This is a genomic window from Eubacterium limosum (assembly GCF_000807675.2).
In the GTDB taxonomy this organism is placed as follows: domain Bacteria; phylum Bacillota; class Clostridia; order Eubacteriales; family Eubacteriaceae; genus Eubacterium; species Eubacterium limosum.
This window is the reverse complement of record NZ_CP019962.1, coordinates 241,205-259,582: the sequence shown is the minus strand read 5'-3', so window position 1 is coordinate 259,582 and position 18,378 is coordinate 241,205. Positions and strand designations below refer to the sequence as shown.

The window sequence follows — 18,378 nt, the reverse complement described above, 5'->3', positions numbered from 1 at the left end:
CCTGTCTTCGGGTTTTCCTGAATCTGGAATGAAAAGGTTGTCTTACTTTTAATGTGTGAAAGGAGAATGTTATGGAATACGCAAAAGAGAGAAAAGCCATTGTGGATGCCTGCCGCTGGCTGGAGGCCAACGAGATGGTCATTGGCACCTGGGGCAATGTGAGCGCGCGCCTGGATGAGGGAAAGCTGATGGTGACCCCAAGCCGGGTGGCTTTTACCGATATTTACCCTGAGGACCTGGTGGTGGTAAACACTGAAGGCTGCAAGGTCGAGGGTGTATGGTACCCGAGCTCCGAGGTTCATATTCACCGTTTAATCTACGCCAGACGCGGGGACGTCAATGCCATTATCCAGTGCTATCCGACCTACGCCTCAGCCATGTGCGCCTCCCAGCAGGGGATTCCTCCGATTTTCGAGGAAATGAGTCAGCTCATTGGCGGTGGTATTCCGGTAACACCCGAATACATTAATGCCGGACAGCACCAGAAGCTGGCCGAGGCCGTCATTGAAACCATTGGACAGAAGAACGCCATCCTGATCCGGAACCATGCGCCCATGTGCTTTGGCCGCGATATGACCGAGGCGCTCACCTGCTGTAAAGTTACGGAGAAGGCCGCCAAATCCTACCTGGCCCTCAAGGGAGGTGTGGATGTGGCTGTAATCCCCGACGAAATGGTCGAAGCAGAACGTGAGCGCTACCTGAACAGGTATGGGCATGAGGGATGCGAGGTGTAAAATAAAAAAGGACTGGTACCAGTCCTTTTTTTGCGTCCTATTTCAGCCGTTCGATGACCTTGCGGGCCGTGTCGCCCAGCCATTTCGCCTCAAGAGCAGCGTCAATATGGCCGTCGATGAGCTGGGGCAGGAAATCGCGGATCTCCTCGTCGGGGAGATCCCACCATTTCAGTGCCATGAGCTTCGTGATGGTGGCGTCGTCAAAACGCTTTCGGATAAAGCGGGCCGGGTCACCGCCGACTACCGTGTAGGGCGGGACGTCCTTTGTCACCACACTGCGGGTGCCGATGATGGCGCCGTCGCCGATGTGCACGCCGGGCATGATCACACTCTCGTACCCAAACCACACATCGTTGCCGACAATGGTCGGCCCCTTGAGGGTGGAAACCTTGCCGCCGAAGCTCTCGTCCAGATCCCAGTGGTCGTTTGCAATGGGAAAAGGATAATTGGCCATGGAAGTAAAACTATGGTTAGCGATAGGACAGAGGAAAGTAGTCCCCATGGCCAGCGAACAGTATTTCCCAATGATAATGGTGTCTTTGTGAAACTGCGGGTAATGGTACAGAATGTTGTTCTTGACAAAATCCCGGGGGTCGTTCCGTTCATCGTGATAGTAAGTGTGCTCCCCGACCTGGATATCCGGATCGTCGATGACATTTTTCAGATAAACCACAGAAGTGTTATCATCGGTTAAATAAATTCGTTGATCATTGTCCTTGCGCATTTTTTTGCTCCTGTAAATTTAAAATATATTACGATATCATTATATCAAAAACCCAAAGCTTTGGATAGGATCTACCCAATTTTTCCTGACAGAGAGCAAGAAATAACAATTGCCTTTCCCCTAAGCTTACAAGAAAGAATTATAAAAAGATATAATAAAAAAGCAGGGGGCTGTTAAGATGTGGAAAAAGCCTTTTTATGGGTAAGTAATACATAAGATATTTTAATGTATTGCAGAAATTTTGAAACTTTACCCATTATATGTATAGAAAGGAAGCAGCATGAAAAAATTAACGGGCACTCTGACGGTCCTTCTAATGGCCATATTATTTTCATTTTCACCCGTTTGGGCAGCCCAGGGGGCAGACACAAAGCCAACGCCTACTGCGCCTTCGATGGCAGATACCACAAAGCCGGCAGACAAGCCGGAGTATGCTGATAAAGACAGCGGTAAGACTGAAAATAAAGCGGAGGGGGACAGCGCTGTGGCTGTGGAAAGGGCAGCGGTTTTGAAGTCAGGAAACTACTATACCTTTAAGCTGCCGGAAAGCGTCATCATTATAGAGAAACTGTCACTGCCTATGACCGATAAGGATGGCAAGCTTTATGGCACCGCTTATGTGGGCACCGATGGCGTGGTCATCATCGCCCTGACCGAGGATGCGGCCGGTGATGCCGCAGTGACGGATCGGCTGGAGGCGGCGGGCGCCGAGCCAGCTGTTGTCCAGACCCTTGGGAGCCAGACAGGCCCCCAGGGCAGTGTTGTTTTCCGAAAGCAGGATGAAAACGGCAACGGCCTGGAAGGTGCCCGGTTCGAACTGATGAAAACGGATGAAAACAATCGGACAGTGGCCGCAGTTACATCCGGAGCGGATGGAAGTGTCCGCTGTGACGGTCTTGCACCCGGAACCTACAGGGTGGTCGAGACCCAGGCCCCGAGCGGCTTTCTGCGAAACCGCATAACCCTGGATTTTACCATCTCCGATTCAGCCCAGACTCAGGCTGTAATGGTGGATGCGGGCGTACATACAGGCTACCAGGGACGTCTGTCGATCTTGAAAATGGACGAGGAACGGGACCCACTTCCCGGGGCCAGTTTTAAAATCCTGGACGCCAACGGATATACCCTTCAGAAGGATCTGGTCACCGATTCAGACGGACGGATCTGGGTTAGCAACCTGGCGCCTGGGCGCTACCAGGTTATGGAGACTGAAGCGCCTGCGGGTTATCATCTGGACGCCACTCCGGTGAGCTTTGAGGTGTCTGCTGAGGCGGAGGGCGAACCCGCCGCCATGGAGGTCAAGGCAGTCAATGTCCGGCGTTCGTCTAAGCTCAGGTACTCTACCGGTACGACGTCCCCCAATGCAGACACAGGCGTGGACAGTATGGACTTCCTTGGCCTTGGGTTTGTCGTCATCGCAGCGGTCATTTCCGCGGGAGTGATGGTTTACCAGAAAACAAAGCGCAAATAAAACGTAAAAACCCGCTGGCATGAGATGGTGCCGGCGGGTTTTTTGTGAGTAAAATTCAAGCTTTCTTCCTATTTATATTAAGGGCTAAATTATTAAGGGCTAAATTAGCGCTTAATCAGATTCGGTTTTTCTTTGACTGACGAACAATGTCTTCGAGGTATTCCTTGCGCTCCATCTTCTCGAGAAGTGAATCCTCCAGGGCTTCCTTTTCCTCAGTCAGGGCCTGGAGGCGAGTGTAGTCGGTGGTGATGCCGGCCATCTCGGTATCGATGGCCTCCAGGCGGGCCTCCATCTGCGCCATGTCTGCGTCGATGCGGTCATACTCCTGCTGTTCGCGGTAGTTCAGCTTCACGGCCTTTTGCCGGGGCTTTTCAGTTTTCTGTTCGCTGGGTTTACTGGTGGCGTTGTCCGAATCCCGGTCTGCGTGCTTTTGCATGTAGTCGGTGAAATTGCCGGTCTGCACCAGAATCTCACCACCGCCGGTAAAGGAGAAGATGGTATCGCACACCCGGTCCAGGAAGTAGCGGTCATGGGAAACAGTGAGCACACTGCCCTGAAAATCGTCCAGGTAGTTTTCCAGGATTTTGAGGGTATCGATGTCCAGGTCGTTGGTGGGCTCGTCCAGCAGCAGCACATTGGGGGCGGACATGAGGATACGGAGCAGATACAGACGCCTGCGCTCACCGCCGGACAGCTCGGAGATCCGCACCCACTGGGCGTACCGGTCAAAGAGGAACAGCTCCATCATCTGAGCCGCGGTGACGACCTCGCCCCGGGCGTTCTCAACGGTTTCGGCGCCCTCGCGGATGTACTCGATGGCCCGCAGGTTTAAATCCATATCCTCGGATTCCTGTGAAAAATAACCGATTTTAACCGTATTTCCGATGATGATGGACCCGCTGTCTGGCCGGATTTTTCCAGCGATCAGATTCAGCAGCGTGGATTTTCCCCGACCGTTTTTCCCAATGATGCCAATACGTTCATCGGGACCGAAAATATAGCTGAAGTCTCTGACTACGCACTGATTTTTAAAGGATTTGGACACATGGTCGAGATCCACCACCATTTTGCCCAGACGGGTAAATCCGACGTTGATCTGGAGGATATCCTCGTTTAGGTCGGCAGCGCTGTTTTTAATGTCCTCAAAGCGCTGAATCCTTGCCTTTTGCTTGGTTGTCCGGGCGCGGGCGCCCCGCCTGATCCACGCCAGCTCACGCCGGTACAGATTCTGGCGTTTCTGTTCCATGATGCTCTCAAACTCCTTTCGGGCGGCCTTTTTCTCGACAAACTCGGAGTAATTGCCAGCGTACTCGTACAGAGCGCCGCCGTCCAGCTCGATGGTTTTGTTTACGACCCGGTCCAGGAAATAGCGGTCATGGGTAACCATTAAGAGAGCGCCCTTGCGGTTTTCCAGATACTTTTCAAGCCAGGTAATGGTCTCGTTGTCCAAGTGGTTGGTAGGTTCATCAAGAATCAGGAGGTCGCAGGGGGTCAGGAGCACAGAGGCCATGGCCACCCGTTTGCGCTGTCCACCGGACAGGGTGCCGATGGTTTTGTCAAAATCTCGGATACCCAGCTGGGTCAGGATGGTTTCAACCTGGGATTTCAGATTCCAAAGGCCGCCTGCGTCAATGGTATCGGTCAGAGACATCAAGTGTTTCTGGAGTTTTTCGTCTTCGGGATAGCGCGCCAGGAGGTCCAGGGTGCTCTCGTAGTCCCGCAGGGTGTTCATCTCCGGGGTATCAGCCCGAAAAACCTGTGCCAGGACGGTAACATTTGGGTCGAGTTCAGGGGTTTGCGCCAGGTATTCGATGCGTTTGCTGCCATAGACGCGGATTTCTCCTGCGTCGGGAGTATCCTGCCCGGCCACAATGCGCAGCAGAGAGGATTTTCCGGTGCCGTTAACACCGATGACACCGATTTTGTCACTGTCCTCGATGCTGAAGTTGATTTCTTCAAAAAGGGTCTTGACACCGTAGGTTTTTTTAAGGTTTATGATGGATAATAGGTTCATGATTTTATTTTCTTTCTTTTAGCTTTTAGCAGTTTGCTTAAGGGCTATTTTAACACAGATTGCTCCAAGAAAAAAGAAATCTAAGAATAAGGCTAATTTAAAGCTTTATTGAGTAGTATAAATATACAATAAAACACCGCTTATATATGGTTTGAGCGATTATAGAGGGTCAATATACCTGTATATACATATTTCACAAAAAAAGACCGTTTAATAACAGAATTTTCCTGTAATCTATTGCAAATTCGCCAAATATGTGGTAGTATTGTTATATATTTAACAGATACTCCTTTTGTTCTATAAATGGACAGTTGGAGTATAAGATAAATGATTCAAATATTCACATGGAAATGTGAGAATTAATGGAGGAAATTTAAGTGGCAAAAGAAGTAGTATTAGCTGGTGCTGTACGTACAGCGATTGGTAGTTTTGGCGGTTCTTTAGCAAATGTTCCGGTAGTTGATCTTGGAACAATCGTTATTAAAGAAGCTTTAAACCGTGCTGGCGTTAAACCGGAAGACGTTGATGAAGTGTTAATGGGTTGTGTATTACAGGCAGCTCAGGGACAGAGTGTTGCTCGTCAGTCTGCTGTAAACGCTGGTATTCCTGTTGAGGTTCCTGCTTTAACCCTTAACAATTTATGTGGTTCTGGTCTCAAATGTATCAATCTTGCAGCTGCCATGATCCAGGCTGGAGAAGCAGATATTATTGTTGCTGGTGGTATGGAAAGCATGTCTGGCGCTGCTTACGCTGTTCCTAAGGGACGCTACGGCTACAGAATGGGCGATGGCCAGTTCATCGATACCATGATCAAAGACGGTTTAACCGATGCCTTCAATCACTATCACATGGGTATCACCGCTGAAAATGTAGCAGAACAATATGATGTAACTCGCGAAGATCAGGATGATTTCGCCGCTAAGAGCCAGCAGAAATGTGAAGCCGCTCAGGCAGCTGGCCGTTTCGACGATGAAATCGTACCGGTTCCGGTTAAAGTTAAAAAAGAAATGGTTGAATTCAAAGTTGATGAATTCCCAAGAAAAGGCGTAACTGTTGAAGGTATCAGCAAAATGCGTCCGGCTTTCAAAAAAGACGGTACCGTAACCGCTGCAAATGCTTCTGGTATCAATGACGGAGCAGCTGCCATCGTTGTTATGTCTGCTGAAAAAGCAAAAGAATTAGGCGTTAAGCCAATGGCTAAATTTGTTGTCGGCGCTTCCGCCGGTGTTGATCCATCCATCATGGGTGTTGGACCAATCTTCTCAAGCCGTAAAGCTTTAGAAAAAGCTGGTTTAACCATTGACGATATGGATTTAGTTGAAGCGAACGAAGCCTTCGCAGCTCAGTCCTGTGCTGTAGGCAAAACTTTAAATATTCCTGAAGATAAATTAAATGTAAACGGCGGCGCGATTGCCTTGGGTCATCCAGTTGGTGCTTCTGGTTGCCGTATCATGGTAACTTTACTGCACGAAATGCAGAAACGCGGCGCTAAAAAAGGTCTTGCGACCTTATGCGTAGGCGGCGGCATGGGTGTGTCCACCATCGTAGAAATGGATTAATTTTTCTAAGGAGAGAAGGTAATTACAATGGGTTTTGTTAAATATGAACCACAAGGTGCAGTTGCTGTTATCACCATCGACCGTGAAAAGGCTTTAAATGCTTTAAACAGTGAAGTACTTGAAGATCTGGATAAAGTCATCGATGGTGTTGACTTAGATAACATCCGCTGCCTGATTATTACAGGTGCCGGTCAGAAGTCTTTTGTTGCCGGTGCGGACATCGGTGAAATGAGCAGCCTGACTCAGGCTGAAGGCGAAGCTTTTGGTAAAAAAGGAAACGCTGTTTTCAGAAAGATCGAGACTTTACCAATTCCGGTTATCGCTGCAGTTAACGGTTTTGCACTAGGCGGCGGCTGCGAATTATCCATGTCCTGTGATATTCGTCTGGCTTCTGAAAATGCAACCTTTGGCCAGCCTGAAGTTGGCCTTGGTATCACTGCTGGTTTCGGCGGAACTCAGCGTCTTGCACGTTTGATCCCAACCGGCAAAGCAAAAGAAATGCTCTATGCCTGCACCAATATCAAAGCAGCTGACGCTTTGAGCTGGGGCCTGGTTAATGCTGTCTACCCGGCAGACGAATTAATGCCTGCTGCACTGAAATTAGCTGGTAAAATTGCTAACAACGCTCCAATTGCTGTCCGCAACACTAAAAAAGCCATCAATGATGGACTTGAAATGGGTATGGACGACGCAATTGCCTTTGAAGCAAAACAGTTTGGCGGATGTTTTGAATCCGCTGACCAAAAAGAAGGTATGGCTGCCTTCCTGGAAAAACGTAAACACGAACCTTTCCAGAACAAATAAATATGATTTTCAACTCAAGGGTATTTTTGTATAAAAATACCCTTGAGTTTGGGCTTTTCGCCTGTATATACAAATCTGTATATACAAGAATACAAAAAAGTTTTTAATTTATCTAGGAGGACTTAAAATGAAAGTTGGCGTTATTGGTGCCGGTACAATGGGATCAGGTATTGCTCAGGTTTTCGCTTCTACCGATGGTTATGAAGTAGTACTTTGCGATATCAAACAGGAATTTGCCGATGGTGGTAAAGCTAAAATCGAAAAAGCATTAGCAAAACAGGTTGCTAAGGGCCGTATCGATCAGGCTAAAATGGATGCAACCTTAGCAAAAATCACAACAGGCTTAAGAGATGCTGTTGCGGATTGCGATCTGGTTGTTGAAGCTGTTTTAGAACAGATGGAAATGAAACATGAATTATTCCAGGCATTACAGGGAATCTGTAAACCAGAATGTATTTTCGCTTCCAACACTTCTTCTTTATCTTTAACAGAAATGTCTCAGGGCGTTGACCGTCCAGTGATTGGTATGCATTTCTTTAATCCGGTTCCGGCTATGAAACTGGTTGAAGTTATTGCTGGTTACCATACTTCTCAGGAAACCGTTGATACCATCAAAAAGATTGCGACAGATATCGGCAAAACACCGGTACAGGTTAACGAAGCTGCAGGTTTTGTTGTAAACAGAATCTTAGTTCCAATGATCAACGAAGGTATCGAAGTTTATGCTGCTGGTACTGCTTCCGCTGCGGATATCGACACCGCTATGAAATTAGGCGCAAATCACCCAATGGGACCATTGGCTTTAGGTGACTTAATTGGTCTGGACGTTGTTCTGGCAATTATGGAAGTATTACAGGCAGAAACTGGCTCTGACAAATACGCTCCGTCTCCACTGCTTCGCAAAATGGTACGCGCAGGCGTTTTAGGTATGAAAACAGGAAAAGGATTCTTTGATTACACAAAATAAGCTTGTGTGACAAATATATTTAGGAGGAACAGTATGGACTTCAATCTGAGTAAGGAACATCAAATGTTGCGCACACTCTACAGAGAGTTTGCAGAAAATGAAGCAAAACCAATCGCGCAGGAAGTTGACGAAGAAGAACGCTTCCCGCAGGAAACCGTTGATAAAATGGTCAAAAATGGCTTTATGGGTATTCCATTTGCCAAAGAAGTCGGTGGACAGGGCTGTGATACATTAGCTTATATTTTAGCTGTTGAAGAATTATCCCGTGTCTGCGGTACTACAGGCGTTATCCTTTCCGCACACACTTCACTGGGAACAGACCCAATCCGTAAATTCGGTACACCGGAACAAAAAGAAAAATACTTACCGCGTTTAGCAAGCGGTGAATTATTAGGCGCTTTCGGTTTAACTGAACCAGGCGCTGGTACTGATGCTTCCGGACAGCAGACAAAGGCTGTTTTAGAAGGCGACCACTATGTATTAAACGGTACGAAAATCTTCATTACCAACGGTGGTAAAGCAGATGTTTATATCATCTTCGCAATGACAGATAAGAGCAAAGGCACCAAGGGTATCTCTGCATTCATCGTAGAAAAAGATTATCCAGGCTTCTCAATCGGTACAAAAGAAAAGAAAATGGGTATCCGTGGTTCTTCCACAACCGAATTAATTTTCGAAGACTGCATCGTTCCAAAAGAAAATCTTCTCGGTAAAGAAGGTAAAGGCTTTGGAATCGCGATGCAGACTCTGGATGGCGGACGTATCGGTATTGCCGCTCAGGCTTTAGGTCTGGCTCAGGGTGCTTTCGACGAAACGGTTGCTTACGTTAAAGAAAGAAAACAGTTTGGCCGTTCTATCGCCAAATTCCAGAATACACAGTTCAAATTAGCCGATATGTACGCACGTATCGAAGCTGCCCGTAACCTGGTTTACAAAGCAGCTATTGCTAAAGATACTCAGAAAGTATTCTCTGTAGAAGCAGCAACTGCTAAACTTTTCGCAGCTGAAACCGCTATGGCTGTTACCACAGAATGTGTACAGTTACTTGGTGGTTATGGTTACACCAGAGACTATCCAGTTGAACGTATGATGCGTGATGCTAAGATTACCGAAATTTATGAAGGAACAAGCGAGGTACAACGTATGGTTATATCTGGCAACGTTCTGAAATAGGAAGTTCAAAAGGAGGAAATTTAGGTGAATATTGTAGTTTGTGTAAAACAAGTTCCTGATACAAATGAAGTTAAACTTGATCCAGTAACAGGTACATTAATTAGAGATGGCGTTCCAAGTATTATGAACCCAGATGATAAAGCTGGTCTGGAAGCTGCATTAGAGCTGAAAGACGCTAACGGTGCGCACATTACCGTTGTTTCCATGGGGCCACCACAGGCAGACGACGTTCTTCGTGAAGCACTCGCTATGGGCGCTGATGAAGCGATTTTAGTAACCGACAGAGCTTTCGGCGGCGCCGATACCTGGGCTACTTCTACAACCATCGCAGCTGCGGTTAAAATGTTAGACTATGACCTGATCATCACTGGCCGTCAGGCAATTGATGGCGATACCGCTCAGGTTGGTCCTCAGATCGCTGAACATCTGAACATTCCAAATATCAGCTATGCTGAAGACATCAAAGTGGAAGGCGACGCTGTTATCGTAAAACGTCAGTACGAAGACAGATACCATACCATTAAAGTACAGATGCCCTGCTTAGTTACCGCTTTAGGCGAAATGAATACACCGCGTTATATGACTCCAGGTGGCGTTTTTGACGCTTACAGAACAGATGAAGTAAAAGTCTGGACACTGGAAAACATCGAAGTTGATAAAACCAACATCGGTTTAAAGGGTTCTCCGACACGCGTATTCAAGTCCTTCCCGAAAGCATTAAAAGCTGCCGGAACTGTTGTTCAATTAGATCCACAGGAATCTGCTGATTTCTTACTGGAAAAATTGAAAGAAAAATTCATTATTTAATGGAAAGTGGTGAACATAGATGAGTTTACAAGATTATAAAGGTGTTTTCGTCTTTGTACAGCAGGTAGATAATGTTATTACTCCTGTTTCTTTCGAACTGATTGGTAAAGGTAAAGAATTAGCCAATGATTTAGATACAGAAGTAACTGCTGTTGTTTTAGGTTCTAAAATCGACGCTATGGGTAAAGAATTAGCCCGTCATGGCGCTGACAGAGTGATCATGGTCGATGATCCTGCTTTAGAAGTATATACAACCGAACCGTATGTACATGCATTTACTGAAATTATTAACAAATATAAGCCAGAAGTTGTTCTGTTTGGTGCGACTGCTATTGGCCGTGATATGGCTCCTCGTGTATCTGCACGTGTCCATACTGGCTTAACCGCTGACTGTACAAAACTGGAAATCAACCCAGAAGACAAGGGCTTAATGATGACCCGTCCGGCTTTCGGCGGCAACATCATGGCAACCATCCTGTGCCCGGATCACCGTCCACAGATGTCAACTGTACGTCCTGGCGTTATGCAGAAACTTCCGACAAACGACGCAGCAGAATGCGAAGTGATTAAAGAAGAAGTTGCAGGCTTAAGTGACCATATGAACGTCGAAGTGATGGAAATTGTTAAAACCGTTGCCGAAAAAATGGATATCCAGGATGCTAAAATCCTTGTATCTGGCGGCCGTGGTATGGCATCTCCAGAAAACTTCAAGCTGCTCGAAGACCTGGCAGACGCTTTAGGCGGAACCATTTCTTCTTCAAGAGCCTGTGTGGACGCTGGCTGGGTTGAAAAAGACCGTCAGGTTGGTCAGACCGGTAAAACCGTTCGTCCGAACCTGTACATTGCCTGCGGTATTTCCGGCGCAATCCAGCATTTAGCTGGTATGGAAGAATCTGATGTCATCATCGCAATCAACAAAGACGAAACTGCTCCAATCTTCAATGTAGCAGACTTCGGCGTTGTTGGTGATGTCTTTAAAATCTTACCACTGTTTACAGAAGCAGTTAAGAAAGAAATGGCAACCAGATAGTTTGAAGTTCCTATGAAGTTAAAAGTCCGAGGCTTGGAAAAGCTTCGGGCTTTTTTATTTGGATATATCTGCATTTTTTTGCGCAGTCGGTAGAAGTTTTTGTGGGAGCATATACAAACGCAGTGTAAGGGTGTAAGATAAAGGTTAAATAGAAACGTTACTTACGATGGAGGATTCGATGTCAGGAAAAAATATTTTTATTGCGAAGAGTGCCGATGTACTGGGCAAGGTCCGGATCGGCGATTACAGCAGCATCTGGTACCAGGCGGTATTGAGAGGGGATATGGACAGCATTACCATTGGTGAACGCAGCAACGTACAGGATGGTTCCGTGGTGCACGTGGCGCCAGGCGGCTACTGTGTAAAGATCGGCGACGGCGTGACTATTGGACATAACTGTACCATCCACGGCTGCACCATTGAAAACAATGTCTTGGTCGGCATGGGATCCACGATTTTAAACGGCGCGGTCATCGGTGAAAATACCATCATCGGTGCAGGCTCGCTCATTACCCAGAACAAGGTTATACCTCCAGGGTCTCTGGTGGTCGGCAGCCCGGGAAAGGTCGTCCGTTCCCTTACCGACGCCGAGATCGAAAGCATCCGTGCCAATGCAGGTGAGTACATGGAATGTATGCGCCTGGAACCTGGTAAAAGCTATTATGAAAACAGTGATGGCATTATTGTTGTCAGACCACTCTAAGGTGCTCAGCGCACTAAAAAAGCACTCAGATCATGATTCTGAGTGCTTTATTTTTATACAAATTTAACCGCTGTTCCGTAGGCAATCACCTCGGCAGCTCCCTGCATGATGGCAGAGGAGGCGTAACGGATATTGACCACCGCGTCGGCGCCCAGGCCTTCGGCCTCCTGCACCATCCGCTTGGTAGCCAGTGCCCGCGCGTCGTTCATCATTTCGTTGTAGGCCTTGAGCTCGCCGCCCACAATGGTTTTAAACCCTTGGCTGATGTCGCGTCCAATGTTTTTGGACTGAATGGTCGAGCCTTTGACCAGACCGAGCATTTCAAATTCCTTACCGCTGATATAATCAGTATTTACTAAGATCATCCTCTTCTCCACTCCTTATCTCATCAATTCTCTGGATCAAAACATGGAGGGAAACGCCGGCCAGCGCCAGTGGAAGGATACTGCACAGGATCTTAACCATCAGGGGGATATCAATCAGAAAACAGACGATGATAAAGCCCACAAAATATAAAATCAACAGCAGTCCAATGACCAAAGGGGCAATGATTTTCTTTACCTTCATAAACAGGCCGCTCCCTTCCTAAGCTTCTTCCATTATATCGGATAACCGGTCTCAGGACAAGAGTTAGTCGTCATAATCCCCGAAGATATTGCGTTTCCGGCGGTTTTTGAGCTTGAAGAGAACAAAGACGCCGCCGCCGATCAGCACGATCACAATGGGAACCGCGATAAACAGCGGGTTAATGCCCTTATCCGTCGTCTTTAACAGGACCAGATAATCCCCAGGAGCGCTCACATTAAAGGTTGCGACCTTGGTATCGTTGTGGTAGGTAGTGACCACCGGATCGACGCTGTCACTTCCGCTGTTGTATTTGCTGGCAGTGAACTGAGACTCGGACTGAAGCTTTGAGGCCTGATCGTCGGTCAGGGCAATGCTGATTTCCAGAGGCTTTTCAAAGGTGGAAAGCGCGGACAAGGCCCCTGTGGATTTTAAGGTTGAGACCTCCAGCGTGAAAGGGGTGGTCACAGGCGTCAGCTTGGTTTCTGACAGCTTGTAGCTGCTGTTTGAGAGGCTAGGGCCTTTTTTAAGCCCGAGGACCAGTTTGTCGCCGTCCGCCAGTTTGTTCAGGTCATCACTTTTTAAAATGGACGGGGAAACCGTAATGGAATCCTTGTTGATCGGAACATTTAAAGTGATCTTAGCCGCCTGCATGTTTTTGAGCGCTGGTGCTGGCACATGGATATTGACATCGGGGTCCGTAAGTCCTTTGGTCTCAATGGCGGGAGCCTTTAAAACCAGTTTGGTGAGCGCAGAGGAACCTGCCTGCTGTTTTTCGGTCAGTTTGGCGGCGCCGGCGGCGATGGCCGCGTTCAGCGCGTCGTTGTTAAATGTGGCCGTCACCGCGTTCTGGCTGGTCGCTGTCGTATAGGCGTTTGACGGCAGGTTGACGTCAATGGTGGTTTCCTTGACGGTAAGCGTGATGGGGTAATCGCCCTCCACCTTCTGAACCTCCTGCACCTGTTCCTCCACAGTAGTCTCTACCGTTGTGGATTCTGTGGGCACATAGTCGTTGCTGTCATCGTAGGAATTACGGTAGGACGGGGTGTAGTCATTATTGTCGTAGCCGTCGTAGTAGCCGTCATCGCCGCTACTGTCATCTCCCGGATCCGTCGATGGCAGGTCGGGATTCTCTGGCTGTGTAGGGGGCTCTGGCTGGCTTGGTGTCTCTGGTTCGGATGGCTGTTCTGGTTCTGTCGGTGTTTCTGGTTCCGTGGGCTGTTCCGGTTCGGTTGGCGTTTCTGGTTCCGTCGGGGTTTGGGAATCGCCGTCCCCCGGGTCATGGGTGCTGGTCATAACAGAAACGGAACCGGCTGTGTAAACAGAGGCGCAGGCTGTCTGCGCTGTAAAATTAAAGATCAGAGCAAATGTCAAAATTGCTGTCATTAGTTTTTTCATTTTTCTCTCCATTACATAAAAAATCGTCCCAATTAAAAAATCGAATTGTGATCTTCATTATATCACAATTCGATTAAAAATAGTAAATTCTTTTAAGATTCGATGCGGAACTGAGCCAGCGGCCGAAACAACAGCATGGAGATCACAATGCCCACAATGGCCTGTAAGGCGTTGAAAGGAATATTGACCAGCGGGGAGACAAAACTGCCATATAGAATAATTTCGGACACATAGTAGATCAGGGTCATGATCACTCCGGCGATTACCATCACCGCGATTTCCTTCTGGCGCCCCGGGTTACCGCGCAGAAAATACCCCGTCAGGTAAGCCATCACGCCCTTTGCGAGCATGGTAGGAATGATATAAGCCCCAAAGCCCGCGAAGTAATCCGCCGCACCTGCGCCGATGGCAGCCGCAATGGTGCCGTAAACAGGGCCAAGAATAAAGCCGCACAGAAAGACCGCCGCGTCACCCAGATGGATATAGCCATTGGGAATCGGGATTTTTACGACCGAGATCATGATAAAGGTAACGGCCATCAACAGCGCCGTATAGCATACTTTTTTGGTTGTGATGTTCACTTTTTAAACCTCCGAAAATCAAACGTTGCACCCATTATAGCACACGGACAGGGAATGAAAAGGACCAAAAAAGACCAAAATCGTGTGGATTCTGGTCCCTATGGGTGCGGTTGCTAACTAACCTTTTCGATAAAAATGCTCACGCTGCTGGCGTAGTCAAGGCCGGTGCGCTGCGGATTGTTAGGACTGATGGTTACACTGATGTCGCAGCCGTCCACGCTGCCTGTAATAGTGGTAGAGGCATCGCTGTCGGCAGCGTTAAAGTTTTCGGCAGAAGCCATGAGGTCTGAATAAAACTGCGCCAGCTCAGCCGTGTCGGCAGTAGAGCCGTAAACCGCTGTCCAGCCGGGGTTCCCGTTGTTCGTGGTAATATCGTGGGAGTCCCCGACACCGCTCACCTTGTAAAGCGGCAGGAGATTGCTGGGGTAAGACTGAGCCAGCTGTCCGTCCTCATTGTCATAGAGATCGGCCTGGTTGGCGTCAATGACTGCCTGCATTTCCGGCGGGGTCTGTAAGCTTCCGCTGGTTGCTGAGTTATCGACTGTGGGCTGTGGGGTTGCCGACGGGGTATTGTCCGCGACAGAGGGCGCGCTGGTCGGAGTGGTTTTGGCAGCGTCCTTTGACCCGTTAAACATGGGAACAAAAAACATAATGCCCACGACGATGACAATCACTGCTAAAACGCCGAGAAGTACCTTTTTTTTCGTGTTCATGTTGAGTCACCTTCATTCATCTTTCTAAAATACTATTAATGATTCCGTATAGTCCATTATAAACGATTTTCTTTAAAATATAAACCATTTTCTTTAGAAATTAAAGAATCCTGAGTTGTAAAATAAAACGCATAGAACAAATGAACTTTTAAAGGGGGATTTCGTATGACACATGAGCAACGCTCCGAACTGATGGAGCTTGCAACAAAAGCTTTTCGTTTTAATTATTGTCTTGGTTATTCAGATGGTGCAAAGCATCCTTATGAGTTTATGTCTGAATTTGAAAATCAAGACCCGGAATTTGATTTTATTAATTTTCTGTATAATGCATTTGAAAAAGAAGAAAAGGAGAAAAACGTATGACAGAATATGCAATTGTAGGAGTAAAAATGGTAGATTTTGAGGACAAACAGGGAAAACCGATCAAAGGCGCATCCCTTTACATTGTCTCAAAAGACAAGAGTGTAATCGGCATGAAAGCCCAGAAAATCTGGTTGAATGAAGACATTTGTGACATGCTTGATTTCGATCTGACAAAATCCGTTAACCAGAAACTGCATGTATTTTTCAATGAATACGGCAAAGTTGCCGACATTCAATTGATCGCATAACATGGCCGCGGATATTATGATTCAGTACGAGCTTGTGATCTCCGGCTTATTGTTCGGCGGTATCCTTGCTCTGATCGTGGCCATTGAATGGAGTAAAATACATTGAATGCAGAATTATTTATCTTTTTTATCCAAGGGATGGGCCTAGGCTTTACCTTTGGAATTGGTGTCTGGTTGTTCGCTTTTGCGCTCCGTGCTCCACTGGTAGCGTTCAAGAAAGCAATAAGTTAAAGAGAAAGGAGAACCGCTTATGTCAAGTGAAACCCTTGCTGGCATTCAGGGCATTTTTACCACTGCGGCCACCCAGATGGGCGGCATGATGGTACCTGTCTTAACCGCTGGTGTCGCAATCGCCATCGGCATTCTGGCTTTTTCCATTGGTAAAAAGCTGCTCAAAAAATCTGTATCTTAAGGAAAGGAGTTAACATATGCCTGTTGCTTTAGAAGTTGAAGCCCCATCCATGATTGACAGCATCGGTGCCATTTTCACCGGCGCGGCCAGTCAGATGGGCGGTATGATGGTACCGGTCTTAACTGCCGGTGTCGCTGTTGCCATTGGTATTCTGGCTTTTACCATTGGTAAGAAGCTGCTGAAAAAGTCTGTAAACTAGGAATGATCTTTAATCCCTCAGCCTGTCGGCCTTCCTCTTAGGTTGGCTGTCAGGCTTTCTTATTACACATGGGAAGGTAGCTTAAGTGGTAAAGTCTGGCGCGCGCATAACAAGATTCACTCAGGGTTTGCCGGTTCGAATCCGGCCCTTCCCGTTTAGGTTAGCTGATTAGAGTTTAATCCAGAATAAACCACATAACGATTAAAATTCCCATTCCTAAAAAGAAATGAACGTTATCAAAAATTTTATTATTTTTTCGTATTTCAAAATATGAATGACAAAACTTTAGTTTGAATATATTCTTTCTATCGAATATATAAAGAACTTCTTCTAACAAAAATAATATTATGATTATCAAACATACTATATTAATTGGCTTCATTTTCACTACTCCTTTTTGTTTATATTATCACGTTTTTGAGAGGTAATCAATGATGAAAATTAATCAAAATGTAATATTGAAGGCTCTAACCTTTCTTTTGTGTTTTTATATTGCTATTATGCCCATATTTCAATATAAAACAGTTAAAGCGAGCGCTTTTGACAAGGCAAGATCTTTTACCTATATTGTTGTCGATATTCTTGTAGGTTTGAAAACTGTCGGCTTCATCTCCGACACGACCCTAACCCCCGAAAATCTGGAAAACATCTACAATAAAGCCGATGCCTACCTGCACGAAAACTTTGGCACCGAACTGGAATACGCCGAAGCCCTCCGCCAGGTCGATCAGCTCGGCCTTGACATCGCCTCCGGTCAAATCTTTGTCCCCGGCAATTACAGCGGTAAGCTCTGGTATTCGTTTTTGAATGCGGTAAAGGATGTGGTATGGCCGTATGCCAACGACACAATACAGGAGGAAGGTTTTAATTATTTAGGAAGTTGGGATATTTATAGTTATTATGTCTATTTAGAACCCGACTATGTGAAAAATTATAAAACGTATTATCAGATGCCTTTTTTTCCTTTAGCTGGTTGGGTTCTGTTTAATGATGGTTCTGGATATTATTATCCAGGTATGTACAATAGTGGTAAGCCTGCTGGACAAAAGAATTCTGCTGGTTACTATCTTAGAATTTATGATAATACTGGAAAACTGGTTGATTCTTTTTATACCGCTTTAAGTTATGGTTCTTATGGTAGTTGTCAATTTAGAAATAGCAGTGATTATCGCGACAATGATGCTGATCATTTAGGCTTATTAAAAAAATTTTTAGGCCTAACCGCATCTACAAGCAATTCACAATTTGTAAATATTAAAAATAAAACCGCCAACAAAGTAAAACTCCCAACCCGCCTGCCCCAATCCGTCATCAACAACATAAATAATTATTATAACGGAGACACCGAGAACTTAATCATCGCTCCCACCGCCGACGAGCTCCCCACGCTCCCGGATAACTACAACCCCAACACCGATAACCCGCCCGATCTCCCCGGATACGAGGACGTCACCCCCGATCAGCCCGGCACCACCGACCCACAGCCAACCCCAACACCGACACCAGAGCCCACGCCCACACCGCCCGAATACGATGGCTCAAGCTGGATTAAACCCATCGGCGATTTTTTCGCAGGCCTGCTCTCCTTCCTGAAGGATGCCCTGATACCGACCCAGACCGTGGACGTGACCCCACTGCAGAACATGGGTGCCGATGTCTCCGGCAAGTTCCCCTTCTCCCTGCCCGGTGATATTGGAAAGCTCTTTGGCGTGCTCAACGCCGAGCCCATCCGACCCCATTTTGAAATGGACTTCGACTTATCAAAAGTCGGGATTCCCGGCGAACCCATCCACTGGGACTTGAATGTTGAGCAATGGGACAATGGCGCAGCCGTGGTCAAGACCGCTCTATACATCGCCTTTCTGATCGGTCTGGTCTTCATTACAAAGCAGTTTATGCAGAATTGAGGTTTTA

Annotated in this window: 21 protein-coding genes and 1 tRNA gene; 15 read left to right on the top strand and 7 right to left on the bottom strand. The window is 46.9% G+C overall.

Going from position 1 to position 18,378, the window contains the following annotated elements; all coding sequences use genetic code 11:
• The first annotated feature begins 71 nt into the window (after positions 1-71).
• On the top strand, positions 72-734 hold the full coding sequence (locus tag B2M23_RS01210) for a class II aldolase/adducin family protein (protein WP_038350957.1): 663 nt from the start codon (positions 72-74) through the stop codon (positions 732-734).
• 37 nt (positions 735-771) lie between these two features.
• Here B2M23_RS01210 and B2M23_RS01205 read toward each other — a convergent pair whose 3' ends face one another.
• Positions 772-1,458, bottom strand: a complete 687-nt coding sequence (locus B2M23_RS01205) for a CatB-related O-acetyltransferase (RefSeq protein WP_038350956.1) — start codon at positions 1,456-1,458, stop codon at positions 772-774.
• A gap of 280 nt (positions 1,459-1,738) precedes the next feature.
• Between B2M23_RS01205 and B2M23_RS01200 the strand changes: the two genes are divergently transcribed.
• On the top strand, positions 1,739-2,929 hold the full coding sequence (locus B2M23_RS01200) for an MSCRAMM family protein (protein ID WP_038350955.1): 1,191 nt from the start codon (positions 1,739-1,741) through the stop codon (positions 2,927-2,929).
• Between the two features lie 115 nt (positions 2,930-3,044).
• Here B2M23_RS01200 and B2M23_RS01195 read toward each other — a convergent pair whose 3' ends face one another.
• Complete coding sequence (locus B2M23_RS01195; RefSeq protein ID WP_038350954.1) at positions 3,045-4,943, bottom strand: ABC-F family ATP-binding cassette domain-containing protein; 1,899 nt, start codon at positions 4,941-4,943, stop codon at positions 3,045-3,047.
• Positions 4,944-5,320: 377 nt separating this feature from the next.
• Between B2M23_RS01195 and B2M23_RS01190 the strand changes: the two genes are divergently transcribed.
• The 7 genes from B2M23_RS01190 to B2M23_RS01160 all read left to right on the top strand — a co-directional run bounded on the left by B2M23_RS01190 (position 5,321) and on the right by B2M23_RS01160 (position 11,986).
• Positions 5,321-6,502, top strand: a complete 1,182-nt coding sequence (locus tag B2M23_RS01190; RefSeq protein ID WP_038350953.1) for an acetyl-CoA C-acetyltransferase — start codon at positions 5,321-5,323, stop codon at positions 6,500-6,502.
• Positions 6,503-6,529: 27 nt separating this feature from the next.
• Positions 6,530-7,306 (top strand): enoyl-CoA hydratase-related protein, encoded by a 777-nt coding sequence (locus tag B2M23_RS01185; protein WP_038350952.1) that lies wholly within the window; start codon positions 6,530-6,532, stop codon positions 7,304-7,306.
• Between the two features lie 127 nt (positions 7,307-7,433).
• Entirely contained in the window at positions 7,434-8,273 is an 840-nt protein-coding gene (locus tag B2M23_RS01180; protein WP_013378877.1) for a 3-hydroxyacyl-CoA dehydrogenase family protein, read from the top strand.
• Between the two features lie 33 nt (positions 8,274-8,306).
• Positions 8,307-9,446: an acyl-CoA dehydrogenase gene (locus tag B2M23_RS01175; RefSeq protein WP_013378878.1), complete on the top strand. Its 1,140-nt coding sequence runs from the start codon at positions 8,307-8,309 to the stop codon at positions 9,444-9,446.
• 24 nt (positions 9,447-9,470) lie between these two features.
• Positions 9,471-10,253 (top strand): electron transfer flavoprotein subunit beta/FixA family protein, encoded by a 783-nt coding sequence (locus B2M23_RS01170; protein WP_038350951.1) that lies wholly within the window; start codon positions 9,471-9,473, stop codon positions 10,251-10,253.
• A 19-nt stretch (positions 10,254-10,272) separates the two neighbouring features.
• Positions 10,273-11,283, top strand: a complete 1,011-nt coding sequence (locus B2M23_RS01165; RefSeq protein WP_013378880.1) for an electron transfer flavoprotein subunit alpha/FixB family protein — start codon at positions 10,273-10,275, stop codon at positions 11,281-11,283.
• A gap of 178 nt (positions 11,284-11,461) precedes the next feature.
• On the top strand, positions 11,462-11,986 hold the full coding sequence (locus tag B2M23_RS01160) for a gamma carbonic anhydrase family protein (RefSeq protein ID WP_038350950.1): 525 nt from the start codon (positions 11,462-11,464) through the stop codon (positions 11,984-11,986).
• A 53-nt stretch (positions 11,987-12,039) separates the two neighbouring features.
• Here B2M23_RS01160 and B2M23_RS01155 read toward each other — a convergent pair whose 3' ends face one another.
• The 5 genes from B2M23_RS01155 to B2M23_RS01135 form a co-directional block, all read right to left on the bottom strand.
• A complete protein-coding gene (locus tag B2M23_RS01155; RefSeq protein WP_013378882.1) occupies positions 12,040-12,351 on the bottom strand; it encodes a YbjQ family protein in 312 nt (103 codons plus the stop codon).
• A complete protein-coding gene (locus B2M23_RS01150) occupies positions 12,332-12,553 on the bottom strand; it encodes a hypothetical protein (RefSeq protein ID WP_038350949.1) in 222 nt (73 codons plus the stop codon). Before B2M23_RS01150 ends, B2M23_RS01155 begins: the two co-directional genes overlap by 20 nt.
• A 63-nt stretch (positions 12,554-12,616) precedes the next feature.
• Positions 12,617-13,948 carry a hypothetical protein gene (locus tag B2M23_RS01145; protein WP_038350948.1) on the bottom strand — a complete coding sequence of 444 codons (1,332 nt, stop codon included), beginning with the start codon at positions 13,946-13,948 and terminating at the stop codon, positions 12,617-12,619.
• A 92-nt stretch (positions 13,949-14,040) separates the two neighbouring features.
• Entirely contained in the window at positions 14,041-14,529 is a 489-nt protein-coding gene (locus B2M23_RS01140; RefSeq protein ID WP_038350947.1) for an ECF transporter S component, read from the bottom strand.
• 113 nt (positions 14,530-14,642) lie between these two features.
• Entirely contained in the window at positions 14,643-15,242 is a 600-nt protein-coding gene (locus B2M23_RS01135) for a hypothetical protein (protein ID WP_038350946.1), read from the bottom strand.
• Positions 15,243-15,407: 165 nt separating this feature from the next.
• Between B2M23_RS01135 and B2M23_RS01130 the strand changes: the two genes are divergently transcribed.
• The 6 genes from B2M23_RS01130 to B2M23_RS01105 all read left to right on the top strand — a co-directional run bounded on the left by B2M23_RS01130 (position 15,408) and on the right by B2M23_RS01105 (position 18,371).
• Complete coding sequence (locus B2M23_RS01130; RefSeq protein ID WP_038350945.1) at positions 15,408-15,605, top strand: hypothetical protein; 198 nt, start codon at positions 15,408-15,410, stop codon at positions 15,603-15,605.
• The gene (locus tag B2M23_RS01125; protein ID WP_038350944.1) at positions 15,602-15,853 is read left to right on the top strand and encodes a hypothetical protein; all 252 of its coding nucleotides are present in this window, start codon (positions 15,602-15,604) and stop codon (positions 15,851-15,853) included. The genes B2M23_RS01130 and B2M23_RS01125 overlap by 4 nt, the downstream gene beginning before the upstream one ends.
• A gap of 250 nt (positions 15,854-16,103) precedes the next feature.
• Positions 16,104-16,265 (top strand): hypothetical protein, encoded by a 162-nt coding sequence (locus B2M23_RS21045; protein WP_167617719.1) that lies wholly within the window; start codon positions 16,104-16,106, stop codon positions 16,263-16,265.
• Positions 16,266-16,281: 16 nt separating this feature from the next.
• Positions 16,282-16,464: a hypothetical protein gene (locus B2M23_RS01120; RefSeq protein ID WP_038350943.1), complete on the top strand. Its 183-nt coding sequence runs from the start codon at positions 16,282-16,284 to the stop codon at positions 16,462-16,464.
• 70 nt (positions 16,465-16,534) lie between these two features.
• A tRNA-OTHER gene (locus tag B2M23_RS01115) sits at positions 16,535-16,618 on the top strand.
• Between the two features lie 277 nt (positions 16,619-16,895).
• Positions 16,896-18,371 (top strand): hypothetical protein, encoded by a 1,476-nt coding sequence (locus B2M23_RS01105; protein ID WP_038350941.1) that lies wholly within the window; start codon positions 16,896-16,898, stop codon positions 18,369-18,371.
• The last annotated feature ends 7 nt before the right edge of the window (positions 18,372-18,378 follow it).